Below are 17,219 nucleotides of genomic sequence, written 5' to 3' on the forward strand. Positions count from 1 at the left end.
GCCCGTGACCCCACGTCCTCGCTCCGCTTCCGTGGCCGCCTCCCTGGTCGCGGCCCTCCTCCTGCCCCTGCCCGCCGCCCACGCCGAACCGCCGGCCCCACCCGCGCCGACACCCCCGGCACCGACATCCCCGGTGTCGACGCGGGCGGAGTCCGCCCCGGACCTGCTCGAACCTCCGGTCGGCCGCGCCCTCGCCGTCGACCCGGCCCGCCGGATCGAGACCGCCCGCAGCACCCGCCCGGTCGCACCCGGCGTCACCCTGGACTCCTTCGACTGGTACGAGCCCGGCGACGTGGGCGGCTGGGTGCGGGGAGACGCGCTGACCGTCGACCTGACCGCCGGAACCCGCGTCGACTACCTGCACCCCGGCGCCGTCTCGGCCGCCGAACCGCTGTCCGCCCAGGCGGACCGGACCCGCGCGGTAGCCGCCGTCAACGGCGACTTCTTCGACATCGGCAACTCCAACGCGCCGCGGGGCGTGGGCGTCCAGGGCGGCCGCACGGTCAAGTCGCCCGACGCGGACCACCGCCGCGCCGCCGGGGTGGACGCGGCGGGCGTCGGCCGCGTGATGGAGGTCCTCTTCGACGGCCGCGTCACCCGCGCCGACGGCACGTCCATCCGCCTCGACCAGCTCAACAACGTCCTCGTCCGGAACGGCGGGATCGGCGTGTTCGACCCGCTGTGGGGCTCCTACAGCCGGGCGCGCGCCGTGCGGGGCGCGACGAGCGTCACCGAGGTCGTGGTGCGGGGCGGCGTCGTGACCGAGCTGCGCGACCGCGCGGGCGACGACCCGGTCCCGCCCGACGGCTTCGCCCTCGTCGGCCGCGAGGCGGGCGCCGACGTGCTCAAGACCCTGGCGGTGGGCGAGCGGGTCGCCCTGGAGCACACCGCGAAGGCCGCCGACGGCACCGCCCTGCGCGCCGCCGTCGGCGGCAACCAGCTGCTGGTCGAGAACGGCGTCGTGGTCGCGCCCGACGACCCGCTCAACCCCCGCACCGCAATCGGCTTCGACGCCGCCGGCGAGCGGATGTTCCTGCTCACCGTGGACGGCCGCCAGTCGGCGTACCAGCCGGGCCTGAGCCTCCGGGACGTCGCCTCGGTGCTCAAGGAGATGGGGGCGCACAACGCGCTCAACCTCGACGGCGGCGGCTCGTCGACGCTGCTGGCGCGCGAGCCCGGCGCCGAGTCGGTGAGCGTGGAGAACAGCCCGTCCGAGGGCGGCGAGCGGCCCGTGCCCAACGGGCTCGCCCTGTACGCGCCGGAGGGCAGCGGCGAGCTGACCGGGTTCCGGGTGGGCACCGCCCTCGACCCGCGCGACGCGCCCGGCGACGGCACCGTCCCCGGCGGCCGGCCCGACCGCGTCTTCCCCGGCCTGACCAGGCCGCTCGTCGCCGAGGGGTACGACGAGACCTACGGCCCGGCGCGCGACGAGCGGCACGAGTGGCGCACGACGCGGCCCGACGTGGGCCGGGTGGGCGGCGACGGCGTGTTCCGCGCCTCCCGGCCCGGCACGACCACCGCGGTCGCGCGGCGCGGCGGCGTGTCCGGCGAGGTCGCGCTGACCGTGCTGGGACCGCTCGCGGGCCTGTCCGCGACGACCGCGCGGTTGAGCCTGCCCGAGGTCGGCGCCACCGGCGAGGTCGGAGTGGTCGGCCGGGACGGCGACGGGTTCACCGCGCCGGTCGAACCCGCCGACCTGGTCCTGGAGCACGACCCGGCCGTGGTGCGGGTGGTGCCCCGGGACGGCCGGCTGGCGGTCACCGCCCTCGCGCCGGGAGCCACGACGGTCGTGGCCCGCGTCGGGGCGCACGAGGTGCGCCTGCCCGTCACCGTCGGCCTGGAGGAGCGGCTCGTCGCCGGGGTCGACGACGGGGCGTCCTGGACGTTCGGGTCGGCCCGCGGCTCCGGCTCGGTCGAACCCGCCGCCGGGCGCACCGGTCCCGGCCTGCGGATGACCTACGACTTCACCCGGTCGACCGGCACGCGCACCGCCTACGCCGTCCCGCCCGCGCCGATCGAGGTGCCCGGCCAGCCGCTGGCGCTCGGCGCGTGGGTCCACGGCCACGGCCGCGGCGAGTGGACGGCGTTCACCGTCACCGACGCGTCGGGCCAGAGCCGGTCGCTGTACGGCCCGCACATCACCTGGACGGGGTGGCGGTACCTGGAGGTGCCGGTGCCCACCGCGCTCGCGTTCCCCGTGCGGGTGAACAGGTTCTACACGATCGAGATCAACGCCGACCGCCAGTACACGGGGGAGGTGCTCGTGGACGACATCGTGGCCAAGGTGCCGCCGAGCGTCGAGCTGCCCGTCACCGAGCCGGTCGAGGACCGGCTGGTCGTGGCGGACGGCACCGTCGCCGACCGGCCGTGGCGGTTCGCCGTGCTGTCGGACGCGCAGTTCGTGGCGCGCGACCCGGACAGCGCCCTGGTGCGGGCCGCGCGGCGCACGCTGCGCGAGGTCAAGGCGCAGCGACCGGACTTCCTGGTGATCGCGGGCGACTTCGTCGACGAGGCGTCACCCGAGGACCTCGCGCTGGCCCGGCGCGTGCTCACCGAGGAGCTGGGCGACGAGCTGCCCTGGTACTACGCGCCCGGCAACCACGAGATCATGGGGCCGGGCACGATCGAGAACTTCCGCCGCGAGTTCGGCGCCGCGCACCGGGTGTTCGACCACCGGGGCACGCGGTTCGTGCTGCTCGACTCGTCCACCGGCACCCTGCGCGGCGGCGGGTTCGAGCAGGCCGTGCTGCTGCGCGAGGCGTTGCGCGACCACTCGGCGGTCGGCTCGGTCGTCGTGGTGCAGCACCACCCGCCGCGCGACCCGACGCCGACCAAGGGCAGTCAGCTGTCGGACCGGCTGGAGGCCGACCTGGTGGAGGACTGGCTGGCGGACTTCCGGCGCACCACCGGCAAGGGCGCGGCGTTCGTCGGCGGGCACGTCGGCCTGTTCCACGCCTCGCGGGTGGACGGCGTGCCGTACCTGGTGAACGGCAACTCGGGCAAGGCCCCCGCCGGTGACGCGGGCCGCGGCGGGTTCACCGGCTGGACCATGCTCGGCGTCGGCGCGCGCCACCCCGGTGACGACTGGATCGCCGCCGAGGTCCGCCCGCACGTGGACGCGCTGACCCTGACCGCGCCGCCCGTCGTCCGCGTGGGCGCGCCGGTCCCGGTCACGGCCACCGTCACCCAGGGCTCCCGCCAGGTCCCGGTGGACCACCCGGTCAGCGCGGACTGGTCGGGCTCGCCGAACCTGCACGTCGGCCCGCCGACCGGCCTCCGTCCCTGGCACGCGGCCCACCTGGACCCGCGCACCGGCACCCTGACCGCACTGCGCCCGGCCACGGTCACCCTCACCGTCACCGTGAACGGCACGACCCGGCACACCACCGTCAACGCGTCGTAAACCCAAGCCCCGCGAGTCGTAAGTTCGCGCCCCGCGAGTCGTAGGTCCAAGCCCCCCGAGTTCCATGTTCGTGATCGATCGCGGTGCGCGAACGTGGAACTCGGAGGGCTGGGTTTACGACTCGCGGGGCGTGGGTTTACGACTCGCGGGTCAGTAGGGGGTGTCGGTGGCGGCCCGGTCGCGGAGGGAGGCCGGCGGGCGGAAGCGCTCGCCGTAGGTGTCGGCCAGGTAGTCCGCGCGCTCGACGAAGCTCGTCAGGCCGTAGGAGTTGACGAACTGCACCGTGCCGCCGCTCCACGGCGCGAAGCCGAAGCCGAAGACGCTGCCGACGTTCGCGTCGCCGACCGACGTCAGCACGCCCTCGTCCAGGCACCGCAGGGTCTCCAGCGACTGGATGAACAGCAGGCGGTCCTCGACGTCCTTCTCCGTCACGCCCGCGTCCGCCTTGGCGTAGCGCGAGAGCCCCGGCCACAGGAACTTCCTGCCGCCCTCCGGGTACTCGTAGAACCCCGCCCCGCCGGACTTGCCGGTGCGGCCCTCGGCGACCAGTTCCTCCAGCACCGCGAACGCCGGGTGGTCGCCCAGCGCGCCCGCCGCCGGGTCGTCGGCCAGCGCCTGGTCCCGGATCTTGAGCTGGAGCGTCAGCGTCACCTCGTCCGACACGGCCAGCGGCCCCACGGCCATGCCCGCCCGCTTGGCCACGTTCTCGACCAGCGCGGGCGACACGCCCTCGGCGACCATCGACACGGCCTCGGTGACGTACGTGCCGAACGTCCGCGACGTGTAGAAGCCGCGGCTGTCGTTGACCACGATCGGCGTCTTGCCGATCCGCAGCACGTAGTCGAACGCCCGCGCCAGCGTCTCGTCCGACGTCCGCTCGCCGCGGATGATCTCCACCAGCCGCATCTTCGGCACCGGCGAGAAGAAGTGCAGGCCGATGAACCGGGTCGGGTCGGACACGGCGGACGCCAGGCCGGTGATCGGCAGCGTGGAGGTGTTCGACGCGATCACCGCGTCCGGCAGCGCCGCCGCCTCGGCCGCCGGCAGCACCCGGTTCTTCAGCTCGCGGTTCTCGAACACGGCCTCGATGACGAGGTCGCAGCCCGCGAGGTCGGCGTCGGAGTCGGTCGGCGTGATGCCCGGCGTGTCACCGGCGCCGCGCCGCGCGGCCTCCAGCGTCACGTCCTTGAGCACGACCTCGATGCCCGCCTTGGCGCTGACCTCGGCGATGCCCGCGCCCATCATGCCCGCGCCGAGCACGCCGACCTTCGACACCGCCGACCGCTCGACCCCGGCGGGGCGCGACCCGCCCGCGTTGATCCCGTTGAGCTGGAACCAGAAGGTGTTGATCATGTTCTTGGCGACCTGGCCGGTGGCCAGCTCCACGAAGTACCGGGCCTCCACCCGCAACGCCGTGTCGAAGTCCACCTGCGCGCCCTCGACGGCCGCGGCCAGGATCTTCTCCGGCGCCGGGTACGCGCCGTGCGTCTTCTTCCGCAGCACGGCGGGGGCGGCGGCCAGCAGCCCGTACAGGTCGGGGTCGCCGAACCGCACGCCCGGCACCCCGTGGCCCGGCTCGTCCCACGGCTGCGCGGGCGCGGGGTTGGCCCTGATCCACGCCCGCGCCTTCTCGACCAGCTCCTCGCGGGTCGAGGCCAGCTCGTGCACCAGACCGGCCTGCAACGCCCGCGCGGGCCGCAGCTGCCTGCCCTCCATGAGCAGCGGCAACGCGGGCTGCACGCCCAGCAGCCGCACCACCCGGGTCACGCCGCCGCCACCGGGCAGCAGGCCCAGCGTCGCCTCGGGCAGGCCGATCCTGATCCGGTCGTCGTCCAGCGCGACCCGGTGGTGGCACGCCAGCGCGATCTCGAACCCGCCGCCCAGCGCGGAGCCGTTGATCGCCGCGACGACCGGCTTGCCGAGCCGTTCCAGCCGCCGCAGCTGGGCCTTGACCTCCTCCAGGAACCCGAGCGCCTCGCTCGCGTTCTCGGGCGTGATCCGGATGAGGAGGTTGAGGTCGCCGCCCGCGAAGAACGTCTTCTTCGCCGAGGTCAGCACGACGCCCGTGATGTGGTCCCGCTCGGCCTCCAGCCGGGCGACGGTCTCGCCCATGGCCTCGTGGTACTCGGCGTTCATCACGTTCGCCGAACCCGACATGTCCATCGTGAGGGTGACGATGCCCTCGTCGTCCCGCTCGAAGTGGATGGCCATCAGACCCTCTCGATGATCGTCGCGATGCCCATGCCGCCGCCCACGCACAGCGTGGCGAGGCCCCGGCGCAGGTCCCGGCGCTCCAGCTCGTCGAGCAGGGTGCCCAGGATCATGCAGCCGGTGGCGCCCAGCGGGTGGCCCAGGGCGATGGCGCCGCCGTTGACGTTGACCTTGTCGTCGGGCAGGTCCAGCTCCCGCTGGAACCTCAGCACGACCGACGAGAACGCCTCGTTGACCTCGAACAGGTCGATGTCCTCGACGGCCAGCCGCGCCTTGTCCAGCGCCTTGCGCGCCGCCGGGGCCGGACCGGTGAGCATGATCGTGGGCTCGGTGCCGACGACGGCGGTGGCGATGATCCGCGCGCGGGGCGTGAGGCCCAGGTCCTCGCCGATCCGCGCGTTGCCGATCAGCATGGCCGCCGCGCCGTCCACGATCTGCGACGAGTTGCCCGGCGTGTGGACGTGGTCGATCCGCTCCACGGTGGGGTAGCGGTCGATCGCGACGGCGTCGAAGCCCAGGTCGCCGTGGAACGCGAAGGACGGCTTGAGCTCGGCCAGGCCCTCCAGCGTCGTCTCCGGGCGGATCGCCTCGTCGTGGTCGAGCACGATCGAGCCGTTCCGGTCGACGACCGCCACGAGCGACCGGTCGAAGTAGCCCTTGTCGCGGGCCAGCGCCGCCCGCTGCTGCGAGCGCAGCGCGTAGGCGTCCACGTCCTCGCGGCCGAAGCCCTCCAGGGTGGCGATCAGGTCGGCGCTCACGCCCTGCGGCACGAAGTTCACCGCCATGTTGGTCTCCGGGTCGGCCATCCACGCGCCGCCGTCGGAGCCCATCGGCACCCGCGACATCGACTCGACGCCGCCCGCCACCACCAGGTCCTCGAACCCGGACGCCACCTTCGCCGCGGCGAGGTTGACCGACTCCAGACCGGACGCGCAGAACCGGTTGAGCTGCACGCCCGCGGGCCGCAGGTCCCAGCCGGCGGCCAGCACCGCCGTGCGGGCGATGTCCGCGCCCTGCTCGCCGACCGGTGACACGACGCCGAACACCACGTCGTCCACCGCCGAGGTGTCCAGGTCGTTGCGCCGCGCCAGCGCGTCGAGCACCCCGGAGGCGAGGGTGATCGGCTTGACGCTGTGCAGCGAACCGCGCTTTCCCCTGCCACGCGGTGTGCGCACCGCGTCGAAGATCAAGGCTTCGCTCATGTACTCCACGGTAAGGTGCCGCGCCGCCCGCGCCCATGACCGCACGAGGTGACTTATCAGCTCACCACGCGCGCCATCGCGGTCATGAGCGGTCGTGCGCCGCACGCCTCCATGACATTTGCGCTCACGATCGGCGCTCACCGTGGCGGCGGCGGTCATGGCGCCGGAACGCCGTCGGTGGCACCGTCGGGGCATGCCGACTCGCCGTTCCGCATGGATGACCGACGACCTGGACCAGCTGCGCGGGCTGGCCCGGACCTTCTTCGAGAAGGAGGCCGTCCCCCACCAGGAGCGCTGGGCGGCGCAGAAGCAGGTGGACCGGGGCTTCTGGCACAAGGCCGGGGAGCTGGGCCTGCTGTGCCTGTCCATCCCCGAGGAGTACGGCGGGGGCGGCGGCACGTTCGCGCACGAGGCCGTGCTGCTGGAGGAGCAGGCCCGGTGCGGCGACAGCGCGTGGGGCAACAGCGTGCACAGCGGCATCGTCGCCCACTACCTCGCCTCCTACGGCACCGAGGAGCAGAAGAGGCGCTGGCTGCCGAAGATGGCCTCCGGCGAGTACGTCGGCGCCATCGCCATGTCCGAGCCCGGCGGCGGTTCCGACCTCCAGAACATCAGGACGCGGGCGCTGCGGCACGGCGACGAGTACGTGATCAGCGGCTCCAAGACGTTCATCACCAACGGCGCGCAGGCCGACCTGGTCGTGGTGGTCGCCAAGACCGACCCGTCGCAGGGCGCCACCGGCATCTCGCTGCTGGTCGTGGAGACCGCCGCCGCGCCGGGCTTCCGCCGCGGCCGGGTGCTCGACAAGATCGGCCTGAAGGGCCAGGACACCGCCGAGCTGTTCTTCGACGACGTCCGCGTGCCCGCCGACAACCTGCTCGGCACCGGCGAGGGGCAGGGCTTCATCCAGCTCATGCAGCAGCTCCCGCAGGAGCGGCTGATCATCGCGGTGGCGTCGATCGCGGGCATCGAGGCCGCCGTCGCCCTCACCCTGGACTACGTCAAGGACCGCACCGCGTTCGGCCGCGAGCTGATCAAGTTCCAGAACACCCGCTTCACGCTCGCCGAGTGCGCCACCGAGGCCCGCGTGACCAGGGCGTTCGTCGACGAGTGCGTCGAGGCGCACCTCGCGGGCGAGCTCGACGTGCCCACCGCGGCCATGGCCAAGTGGTGGTCGACCGAGCGGCTGTGCCGGGTCGTGGACGAGTGCGTGCAGCTGTTCGGCGGCTACGGCTACATGACCGAGTACCCGATCGCGCGCGCGTGGGCGGACGCGCGCGTGCAGAAGATCTACGGCGGGACGAACGAGATCATGAAGGAAATCATCGCGAGGTCCCTCTGACATGCCGGGACCCCTGGAAGGGCTGAAGGTCGTCGAGCTGGCCGGCCTCGCGCCCGCGCCGTTCGGCTGCATGGTGCTGGCCGACCTCGGCGCGTCCGTGGTGCGCGTCGACCGGGTGGGCGCCGCGCCGGCCGTGCCCGGCGACGTCCTCGGTCGCGGTCGCCGCTCGATCGGCGTGGACGTCCGGCGGCCCGAGGGCGCGGAGCTGGTGCTGCGGCTCGTCGCGGAGTCCGACGTGCTGGTCGAGGGCTTCCGGCCGGGCGTCACCGAGCGGCTGGGCATCGGGCCGGCGCAGTGCCTGGCCCGCAACCCCCGGCTCGTCTACGGGCGGATGACCGGCTGGGGCCAGTCCGGTCCGCTGGCCGACCGCGCCGGGCACGACATCAACTACATCGCCGTGGCCGGCGCGCTGGAGCCGATCGGACGGCCCGGTCAGCCGCCGACCGTGCCGCTGAACCTGGTGGGCGACTTCGGCGGCGGCGGGCTGCTGCTGGCGCTGGGCCTGCTGGCGGCCCTCTACGAGCGGGAGCGCTCCGGGCGGGGCCAGGTCGTGGACGCGGCGATGGTCGACGGCGCGGCGCTGCTGACGACGTTCCTGCACGGCATGTCGTCGGCGGGGGCGTGGTCCGGCGGGCGGGGCGGGAACCTGCTGGACGGCGGCGCGCCGTTCTACGACGTGTACGAGGCCTCCGACGGGCGGTACGTGAGCGTCGGCGCGCTGGAGGAGAAGTTCTACGCCGAACTGGTCGCCCTGCTGGACCTGGCGGACGCGCCCGACCGCCGCGACCCGGCCCGCTGGCCCGAGCTGCGCGCGCGCATCGCGTCGGCGATCGCCACCCGGACCAGGGACGAGTGGGCGGCGCTGGCGGAGGGCACGGACGCCTGCCTGGCACCCGTGCTGGCCCCCGGCGAGGCGCCGGCGCACGGGCACAACGCGGAACGCGGGACGTTCGTCGAGGTCGGCGGCGTTCCGCAGCCCGCGCCCGCGCCGCGCTTCGACCGGACCCCGGCGGGTGAGCCGACCGCGCCGCCCACCACCGGCGCGGACACCGACGAGGTGCTGGCCGGGTTGGGGCTCACCGGTGACGAGGTGGCGGCGCTGCGTTCGGCGGGCGTGGTCGCCTGAAGGCGGCCGGGTGACCGGGAAATGAACGCGTGAAATCACCTGAAGAGGTACTGGAGAATTACCGTCGGCCGACATCGGCCTTTGTCACGCTGGGTGCGTGCGTCGGCGCAATCAGGTGATGTGCTGTGCGGGTGTGACGATGTCGTTGAACCTCGGTGTCCGTGCCGGGGGATGGGCGACTGCCCGTATCTAGGTGATCGGCGGGACCGCTGGTCCCCTTGATAGTCCGATCGGGTGACGCCAGCCGCTGCCCATGCGTGGTCAAGCGGACCTCGGAGCGGCCGGTCGGGGGACGTCGGCGGGTTGGGCGCTCATCGTCCGGGTGAATGAGGGACCATGGCCGGTGACGTGACGGGTACGGCGACCGCCGGGCCCTGCCCTGTGAACGGACGGAGACCGATCAGTGAACGTCAAGAAGGTGGTGACGCTGGCGGCGGTCGCGCTGGTGCTGTTCCTGCTCGTCACCCAGCCCAACGAGTCGGCCGACGCGGTGAAGACCGCGCTCGGGTGGCTCCAGTCGGGCGCCGAGTCGATCATCACCTTCGTCCGCAGCCTCTTCGCCTAGCCGTCGCCGCGGGCCGCCCGCGGAACTCCGCTCAATGCGGTCACCGGGAGTGACATTGGGCGGGCGACGTTGCACCGTCCGGGTGGAATGAGGGCTATAACGCGCTGGTAACAGGGTTTTTGACAAAGCTGGGTCTAGCGGTTGTCGGTACCCGCTAATACGGTGCGTCGCATTGGCTGATCTTCGACCGACGAGGAGGCAGAATGGTCGAGGACTCCGGAGTCGACGAGCTGCTGCGGCAGTGGGCGGCTGAGCGCTCGGACGACGCCGAGCTGCAGGAGGTGAACCGGATCAAGGACGCGTGGCTCGCGGAAGCCCCGCCGTCCCCGGGCATCCCGGTGCAGCGGGCGAACGGCGGGAACCGCGGCCTGATGAGGGTCGAGTCCGCGGACCCCGCGTACGTGGTGGCGATGAGGAAGCGGGCGCCCGAGGTGCCCGAGGTCCTCCTCGCGGCCGCCGCCAGCTACTGGCAGCTGGTGGGCGACCTGTCCGAGGCGGAGCAGTGGTGGGACGCGGGCATCAGCCCGTTGGACCAGCGCGCTCTGGACTACCGGGCGGCCGGGCTCACGCCCGCCGACCTCGGTCGTCGCCTCGGCCCGATGACGGTGCTCCAGCACCTGCGTCGGGGCAGTGCGGCGGCCTGGTGCGTGGCCAGGTTGCAGAGGCAACGCCGGGACGGCGTGGCCTGAGTCGGATCGACGAGTCGGGGCGGGCTCCTGTGGTCGAGGGGCCCAACGCCCGGTGAGGGGCGGGCTCCCGCGCGGGAGCCCCGGCCCGAGGGGTTCTCAGCTCGCACGAAGTACCCTTGAGGTGTGCACGGCCGCCTCGTCACCCCCCAGCGCGTCGCCATCGCCGCCGTCTGCGTGGCCGCGCTCGTCGTGTGCTGCGGCCTCGCCTACTGGCAGTGGGAGCGGTTCTCCCAGGCGGGCGGCAGCTTCCAGAACCTCGGCTACGTGTTCCAGTGGCCCCTGTTCGGCCTGTTCCCGGCGTTCATGGTGTGGCGCATCCGCAGGTTGGACGCCCGTCGCCGGGCCGAGGAGGCCGAGGCCGCCGCCGACGGCGGCACCCGGGAGCCGGTGGCCGAGCCGCCGAAGCCGGTCGTTACCGTTGAACCCGTCAGGACACCCGCGCACGACGGGGACGACGAGCTGGCGGCCTACAACCGCATGCTCGCCGAGCTCCACGCGCGGGACCAGCGGTGAGGCGAAGGTAGGGCGATGAGCGGCGCGTTGACCAGGTTCCGGTTCATGGCTTACGTGGTCGGCGTCGGCCTGCTGCTGCTCGTGGTCGCCATGATCGCCAAGTACGCGGGCGGCACCGAGACCATGATGCGCGTCGTCGGCCCCGTGCACGGCTTCCTCTACGCCATCTACCTGGTGCTCACCGTCGACCTGGCGCTCAAGGCCCGCTGGTCGATCAAGGCCACGGTCCTGGTCCTGCTCGCCGGCACGATCCCGTTCGTGTCGTTCTACGCCGAGCGCAAGGTCGTGGAGAGCGTCCGGGCCGAGAAAGCCCTGTGACGCACCGGGTTGACCCCGACTACCAGGCACATCTAGCGTCTGGCGGTACCAACTGAACACGGCCGTCGATGTCGAGCGGGAGAGTCCCCACCAGTCGGGGCGCCGAAGGAGCAACTCCTCCCCGGAATCTCTCAGGCACAGCTACCGCCCGACGAAGGCGACTCTGGAAAGCAGGCGCGCCACCGCGCCTCGCCCACGGTGCAAGCCGCTCACCCGCAGCGGCGAAGCTCTCAGGCCCATGACAGAGGGGGAGGCTCGCTCAGACGAGGAGTCTCCGATGGACCGTGTCATCCTTCACCCGTGCCCGCCGACCCGACCGGTCGGCGCTACCGGCATGCCCGCTCCCTGGGAGGACCCCGCCTGATGGAAAGCCGACGCACGCCCCTGCACGCCGAGCACGAGGCCCTGGGCGCCCTGTTCACCGACTTCGCGGGCTGGCGGATGCCGCTGCGCTACGCCAGCGAGTTGGCCGAGCACCACGCGGTGCGCACCTCGGCGGGCCTGTTCGACCTGACGCACATGGGCGAGATCGTGCTGACCGGTCCCGGGGCGGGCGCCGCGCTGGACCACGCCCTGGTGGGCCACGCGTCGGCGATCGGCGTGGGCCGCGCCCGGTACACGATGATCTGCGAGGCCGACGGCGGCGTCGTCGACGACCTGATCGTCTACCGCACGGGTGACCAGGAGTACCTGGTCGTGGCCAACGCGTCCAACGCGGACGTCGTGTTCGAGGCGCTGGTCGAGCGGGCGGGGGGCTTCGACACCACCGTCGAGGACCGCTCCACCGACTACGCGCTGCTCGCCGTGCAGGGGCCGCGGTCCACCGACATCCTGGCGGGCCTCACCCCGACCGACCTGGCCGGGGTGAAGTACTACGCCTCCTACCCGACCGAGGTGGCCGGCAGGCCCGTGCTGCTCGCCCGCACCGGCTACACCGGCGAGGACGGCTTCGAGCTGTTCACCGCGCCGGACGACGCCGCGCACGTGTGGGGGGCGCTGCTGGAGGCGGGTCGGGAGCACGACCTCAAGCCCGCCGGCCTCGGCTGCCGCGACACCCTGCGGCTGGAGGCCGGGATGCCGCTGTATGGCAACGAGCTGGGCCGCGGTCGCACCCCGTTCCACGCCAACCTCGGCCGCGTCGTCAAGCTCGACAAGCCGGGCGACTTCGTGGGCCGCGACGCCCTGGCCGCCACCGCGGAGAAAGGCGCCGACCAGGTCCTGGTCGGCCTGAAGACCGCCTCCCGCCGCGCGCCGCGCCACGGCTACCCCGTGCTGGACGCGGCGGGCACGCCGATCGGCGAGGTGACCAGCGGCGCGCTGTCGCCGACCCTGGGCTACTCGGTGGCGATGGCCTACGTGGCCGTCGGGCACACCGAGCCCGGCACCGAGCTGTCCGTCGACATCCGCGGCAAGCACGAGCCCGTCGAGGTCGTGGCACTGCCGTTCTACAAGCGTCCCACCCGATAGGTGCCCCACCCGACAGGGCACAGCCGACAGGAGAGAGATCCCATGTCCGAGCACTTCAACACCTCCCTCGCGGAGTTCGACCCGGAGGTCGCGGACGCCGTCGCCGCCGAGCTGCACCGGCAGCAGAGCACGCTGGAGATGATCGCCTCGGAGAACTTCACGCCGGTGTCGGTGCTCCAGGCGCAGGGCTCGGTGCTGACCAACAAGTACGCCGAGGGCTACCCGGGCCGGCGCTACTACGGCGGCTGCGAGAACGTCGACGTCATCGAGCGGCTGGCGATCGAGCGGGTCAAGGGGCTGTTCGGCGCGGGCTTCGCCAACGTGCAGCCGCACTCGGGCGCGCAGGCCAACGCGTGCGCGATGTTCGCCCTGCTCCAGCCCGGCGACACGATCCTGGGCCTTGACCTGGCGCACGGCGGGCACCTGACGCACGGCATGCGGATCAACTTCTCCGGCAAGCTCTACAACGTCGTGCCCTACCACGTGTCGGAGGACGACGGCCGGGTCGACATGGCCGAGGTCGAGCGGCTGGCGCAGGAGGCGAAGCCGAAGCTGATCGTGGCCGGCTGGTCGGCGTACCCGCGGCAGCTGGACTTCGCCGAGTTCCGCCGCATCGCCGACTCGGTGGGCGCGTACCTGATGGTCGACATGGCGCACTTCGCCGGCCTGGTGGCGGCGGGCCTGCACCCGAGCCCGGTGCCGCACGCGCACGTCGTGACCACGACCACGCACAAGACGCTCGGCGGTCCGCGCGGCGGCGTGATCCTGACCAACGAGGCCGACCTCGCCAAGAAGATCAACTCGGCGGTGTTCCCCGGTCAGCAGGGCGGTCCGCTGGAGCACGTGATCGCGGGCAAGGCGGTGGCGTTCAAGCACGCCGCGTCGCCCGAGTTCGCCGACCGGCAGCGCCGCACCGTCGAGGGCGCGAAGATCCTCGCCGAGCGCCTGTCGCGCCCCGACGCGGCGGCGGCGGGCGTGAAGGTGCTCACCGGCGGCACGGACGTGCACCTGGTGCTGGTCGACCTGGTGGCCTCGGAGCTGGACGGCAAGCAGGCGGAGGACCGGCTGCACGAGGTGGGCATCACGGTGAACCGCAACGCGGTGCCGAACGACCCGCGCCCGCCGATGGTGACGTCCGGCCTGCGCATCGGCACGCCCGCGCTGGCCACCCGCGGCTTCGGCGCGGCGGACTTCGCCGAGGTGGCCGAGATCATCGCCGCCGCGCTCCAGGCGTCGCCGGACCTGGCCGACCTGCGGGCGCGAGTCGAGGTGCTGGCGGCCAAGCACCCGCTCTACCCGGACCTGTGACGACGCGCACCGCGCGGCAGCCGCTGGTGGGCGTGAACATCGGCCACGCCGACGAATCGGGCCACCGGCCCGGCAACCCGCGCCTGGACCTCGACGAGGCCGTGCGCGTCCTCTGAGGCGCGCCGCGGCACACCCGCTGCACCACGCCCTGATCCCCCGGCCAACCCCGGGCCGGGGGATCAGGGCGTTCCACAGTGGACGGCGGCTCAGGCTGCCGGGGCGGTCACCCCCGGCGGCAGGCACTCGACGTTGCGCTTCCCGTCGGGCTGCACCACGAACCAGGTGCCGCCCACGCCCTGCCCCTTCCACTGGCCGGGGGCCTCGTCCTTCGCGTAGGTGTAGAGCGGCCAGCCGTCGAGGGTGACCTGCTCCGAGCCGTCCGCGCGCTCGACCGTCGACACGAGCGCCGGGTCGACGCCCTGCAGCGCGGGGGTGTTGCCGTTGGACAGCAGCGGCGGCCAGGTCACCGCGCACTGGTCCTCGCAGTTCGACTTCGCCGCCGGCTTCGCGGTGTCCTTGTCGAACCGGTACAGCGTGCGGCCGTCGCCGTCCTGCACGACGTCGCCCATCTTCGGGACGCTCTTGCCCACCAGGGTGATCCGGGGACCCGACGGCGCGGGCGCGGCCTGGCCCTCCGGCGCACCGGCGGCCGGGTCGTCCGCCGCCTCGTCCTCGGCCACCGCTTCCTCGCTGGTGGGAGGGGCCAGGGGCTCCTGGACGTCGCCGTAGTCGCCCTGGGCCGCGGCGCCCACCTGCTCGGTCTGCGCGACGTTCGTGCCCCGCAGCACGGTGGTGTCGGACGTCCACATGACCAGTGCGAGCACGGCCGCCAGGCCGCCCGCTACGGCGATGGCGACGCGGTTTCGTCGGATCACACTCAACTCCTCCTCGGTCCGTCAATCGCTCCAACGACGATTACGGCCCCGTCACGGCGTCGGTTCACCACCGCGCCAAGACAGGGGTCGCCTAGGGTGTCCGGGTGGGCAACGAGACCTCCTTCCCGCGCCGGCACGCGCGCACCCAGCGGTTCACCCTCGGGGCACCCCGGACGTTCACCGTCGCACCCGACGGCTCGGCGGTGTACTTCCTGCGCACCGCCTCGGCCGCCGGCCGGGCGAACGGCCTGTGGAAGTTCGACACGACGGCGGGGACCGAGGCGCTGCTGGTCGACCCGGCGACCCTGCTGACCGACCCCGAGGACCTGCCCCCCGAGGAGCGGGCCCGGCGCGAGCGCACCCGCGAGCAGGCCGCGGGCATCGTCGGCTACTCGACGGACGCCGACGCGCGGCAGGCGGTGTTCGCGCTCTCCGGCCGGCTGTTCGTGGTCGGGCTGGCCACCGGGGCGGTGCGCGAGCTGCCCGCCGAGGGCGCGGTCGTCGACCCCCGCCTGGACCCGACCGGCCGCCGCGTCGGGTACGTGGCGGACGGCGCGCTGCACGTCGTGGACCTGGCGACCGGCGCGGACCGGGTCGTCGCCGCACCGGACGGCGACGACGTCACGTGGGGCCTGGCCGAGTTCATCGCCGCCGAGGAGATGCACCGCTACCGGGGCTACTGGTTCTCCCCGGACGGCGCGCGCGTCCTGGCCGCCCGCGTCGACAACGCCCCGGTCCGGCGCTGGTACATCGCCGACCCCGCCAACCCCGCCACCCCGGCCACCGAGATCGCCTACCCGGCGGCGGGCACGCCCAACGCCACCGTCACCGCGTCGTTCCTGGCCACCGACGGCGACGGCCGGGTGGACGTCGAGTGGGACCGCGAGGCGTTCCCGTACCTGAACACGGCGGTGTGGTCCTCGCACGGCAGGCCGCTGATCCAGGTCCAGTCCCGCGACCAGCGGCGCGTCCTGGTGCTGGCGGTGGACCCGGCGACCGGCGCCACCGAGGTGCTGGCCGACGACACCGACCCGCACTGGCTGGAGCTGGTGCCCGGCTCGCCGCGCTGGACGCCGGCCGGCGAGCTGCTGCGCGTGCTGCCGGTGGACGGCGCGAACCGGCTGGTCGTCGGCGACCGGCCGTGGACGCCGGACGGCTTCCAGGTGCGCTCGGTGCTCGACGCGGGGGAGGACGGCGTGCTCGTCACCGCCTCCACCGACGATCCGACGCGGACGCACGTGTTCCTGGTGACGGCGGACGACGTCCGCCGACTGTCCACCGAGGACGGCGTGCACGGCGCGGTCCGCGGCGGCGGCGTGCTGCTGCTGGCCTCCTCGGGCCTGGACCACTTCGGCGTGAAGGTGACCACGTCGACCGGCGGCGTGATCGCCAACCACGCCGAGGAACCGGGGCTCACGCCGCGCGTCACCCTGCTGACCGCCGGCGAACGGGACCTGCGCGCCGCGCTGCTGCTCCCGCGCGACCACGTGCCGGGCACGAAGCTGCCGGTGCTGCTCGACCCGTACGGCGGGCCGCACGCGCAGCGCGTCGTGGCCGCCCGCAACGCCTACCTCACCTCGCAGTGGCTGGCGGACCAGGGGTTCGCGGTGCTCGTCGTGGACGGCCGGGGCACCCCGGGCCGCGGGCCGGCGTGGGAGCGCGACATCGCGTTCGACTTCGCCGGCGCCACCCTCGACGACCAGGTGGACGCCCTGCACGCGGTGGCCGCCGACCACCCCGACCTCGACCTGACCCGGGTGGCGATCCGCGGCTGGTCCTACGGCGGCTACCTGGCCGCGCTGGCCGTGCTGCGCCGCCCGGACGTCTTCCACGCGGGCATCGCGGGCGCCCCGGTCACCGACTGGAGCCTCTACGACACCCACTACACCGAGCGATACCTGGGCCACCCGGACGAGAAGCCCGAGGTGTACGAGGCCAACTCGCTCATCGCCGACGCCCCGAAGCTGGAGCGCCCGCTGATGATCGTGCACGGCCTGGCCGACGACAACGTCGTGGCCGCGCACACCCTGCGGCTGTCCAGCGCGCTGCTCGCCGCCGGCCGCCCGCACACCGTGCTGCCGCTGTCGGGCGTCACCCACATGACCCCGCAGGAGCAGGTGGCGGAGAACCTGCTGCTGCTCCAGGTCGACTTCCTGCGCACCGCCCTGGCCTGACCGGGGCGCCACACGACCGGTGCCAC

At 73.5% G+C, this 17,219-nt stretch carries 13 protein-coding genes and 2 riboswitches; of the genes, 10 read left to right on the forward strand and 3 right to left on the reverse strand.

The window, feature by feature from the left end:
- Positions 1-4: 4 nt before the first annotated feature.
- Positions 5-3,403, forward strand: coding sequence for a phosphodiester glycosidase family protein (locus CKY47_RS30785; RefSeq protein ID WP_306749834.1), 3,399 nt, complete (start codon positions 5-7; stop codon positions 3,401-3,403).
- A 150-nt stretch (positions 3,404-3,553) separates the two neighbouring features.
- Here the strand turns inward: CKY47_RS30785 and CKY47_RS30790 are convergent, their stop codons facing one another.
- Entirely contained in the window at positions 3,554-5,614 is a 2,061-nt protein-coding gene (locus CKY47_RS30790) for a 3-hydroxyacyl-CoA dehydrogenase NAD-binding domain-containing protein (protein ID WP_306749835.1), read from the reverse strand.
- Positions 5,614-6,816: an acetyl-CoA C-acetyltransferase gene (locus tag CKY47_RS30795; protein WP_306749836.1), complete on the reverse strand. Its 1,203-nt coding sequence runs from the start codon at positions 6,814-6,816 to the stop codon at positions 5,614-5,616. Before CKY47_RS30795 ends, CKY47_RS30790 begins: the two co-directional genes overlap by 1 nt.
- Before the next feature lie 193 nt (positions 6,817-7,009).
- Between CKY47_RS30795 and CKY47_RS30800 the strand changes: the two genes are divergently transcribed.
- The 8 genes from CKY47_RS30800 to glyA all read left to right on the forward strand — a co-directional run bounded on the left by CKY47_RS30800 (position 7,010) and on the right by glyA (position 14,144).
- Entirely contained in the window at positions 7,010-8,158 is a 1,149-nt protein-coding gene (locus CKY47_RS30800; RefSeq protein WP_306749837.1) for an acyl-CoA dehydrogenase family protein, read from the forward strand.
- Position 8,159: 1 nt separating this feature from the next.
- Positions 8,160-9,284 carry a CaiB/BaiF CoA transferase family protein gene (locus CKY47_RS30805; RefSeq protein ID WP_306749838.1) on the forward strand — a complete coding sequence of 375 codons (1,125 nt, stop codon included), beginning with the start codon at positions 8,160-8,162 and terminating at the stop codon, positions 9,282-9,284.
- Between the two features lie 403 nt (positions 9,285-9,687).
- The gene (locus CKY47_RS30810; protein ID WP_306749839.1) at positions 9,688-9,849 is read left to right on the forward strand and encodes a hypothetical protein; all 162 of its coding nucleotides are present in this window, start codon (positions 9,688-9,690) and stop codon (positions 9,847-9,849) included.
- Between the two features lie 203 nt (positions 9,850-10,052).
- A complete protein-coding gene (locus tag CKY47_RS30815; protein ID WP_306749840.1) occupies positions 10,053-10,538 on the forward strand; it encodes a helix-turn-helix transcriptional regulator in 486 nt (161 codons plus the stop codon).
- A gap of 123 nt (positions 10,539-10,661) precedes the next feature.
- Positions 10,662-11,051 carry a hypothetical protein gene (locus tag CKY47_RS30820; RefSeq protein WP_306749841.1) on the forward strand — a complete coding sequence of 130 codons (390 nt, stop codon included), beginning with the start codon at positions 10,662-10,664 and terminating at the stop codon, positions 11,049-11,051.
- A gap of 15 nt (positions 11,052-11,066) precedes the next feature.
- Complete coding sequence (locus CKY47_RS30825; RefSeq protein WP_306749842.1) at positions 11,067-11,369, forward strand: DUF3817 domain-containing protein; 303 nt, start codon at positions 11,067-11,069, stop codon at positions 11,367-11,369.
- A 66-nt stretch (positions 11,370-11,435) separates the two neighbouring features.
- Positions 11,436-11,526, forward strand: a riboswitch (glycine riboswitch).
- Positions 11,527-11,530: 4 nt separating this feature from the next.
- Positions 11,531-11,616, forward strand: a riboswitch (glycine riboswitch).
- A 116-nt stretch (positions 11,617-11,732) separates the two neighbouring features.
- A complete protein-coding gene (gcvT, locus tag CKY47_RS30830; protein ID WP_371320764.1) occupies positions 11,733-12,836 on the forward strand; it encodes a glycine cleavage system aminomethyltransferase GcvT in 1,104 nt (367 codons plus the stop codon).
- A 42-nt stretch (positions 12,837-12,878) separates the two neighbouring features.
- Entirely contained in the window at positions 12,879-14,144 is a 1,266-nt protein-coding gene (gene glyA, locus CKY47_RS30835; protein WP_306749843.1) for a serine hydroxymethyltransferase, read from the forward strand.
- Between the two features lie 206 nt (positions 14,145-14,350).
- Here the strand turns inward: glyA and CKY47_RS30840 are convergent, their stop codons facing one another.
- Positions 14,351-15,019, reverse strand: coding sequence for a COG4315 family predicted lipoprotein (locus CKY47_RS30840; RefSeq protein WP_306749844.1), 669 nt, complete (start codon positions 15,017-15,019; stop codon positions 14,351-14,353).
- Positions 15,020-15,123: 104 nt separating this feature from the next.
- On the opposite strand from CKY47_RS30840, the gene CKY47_RS30845 reads away from it, so the two are divergent.
- Positions 15,124-17,193, forward strand: a complete 2,070-nt coding sequence (locus tag CKY47_RS30845) for a S9 family peptidase (protein ID WP_306749845.1) — start codon at positions 15,124-15,126, stop codon at positions 17,191-17,193.
- The last annotated feature ends 26 nt before the right edge of the window (positions 17,194-17,219 follow it).

Source organism: Saccharothrix longispora, from assembly GCF_030852425.1.
GTDB lineage: Bacteria > Actinomycetota > Actinomycetes > Mycobacteriales > Pseudonocardiaceae > Actinosynnema > Actinosynnema longispora.

What these genes read in the sequence shown, in the direction of transcription:
- CKY47_RS30790 (WP_306749835.1), bottom strand. Translation starts at nt 5,614, where the DNA reads ATGGCCATCCACTTCGAGCGGGACGACGAGGGCATCGTCACCCTCACG.
- CKY47_RS30795 (WP_306749836.1), bottom strand. Translation starts at nt 6,816, where the DNA reads ATGAGCGAAGCCTTGATCTTCGACGCGGTGCGCACACCGCGTGGCAGG.
- CKY47_RS30800 (WP_306749837.1), top strand. Translation starts at nt 7,010, where the DNA reads ATGCCGACTCGCCGTTCCGCATGGATGACCGACGACCTGGACCAGCTG.
- CKY47_RS30805 (WP_306749838.1), top strand. Translation starts at nt 8,160, where the DNA reads ATGCCGGGACCCCTGGAAGGGCTGAAGGTCGTCGAGCTGGCCGGCCTC.
- CKY47_RS30815 (WP_306749840.1), top strand. Translation starts at nt 10,053, where the DNA reads ATGGTCGAGGACTCCGGAGTCGACGAGCTGCTGCGGCAGTGGGCGGCT.
- CKY47_RS30825 (WP_306749842.1), top strand. Translation starts at nt 11,067, where the DNA reads ATGAGCGGCGCGTTGACCAGGTTCCGGTTCATGGCTTACGTGGTCGGC.
- gcvT (WP_371320764.1), top strand. Translation starts at nt 11,733, where the DNA reads ATGGAAAGCCGACGCACGCCCCTGCACGCCGAGCACGAGGCCCTGGGC.
- glyA (WP_306749843.1), top strand. Translation starts at nt 12,879, where the DNA reads ATGTCCGAGCACTTCAACACCTCCCTCGCGGAGTTCGACCCGGAGGTC.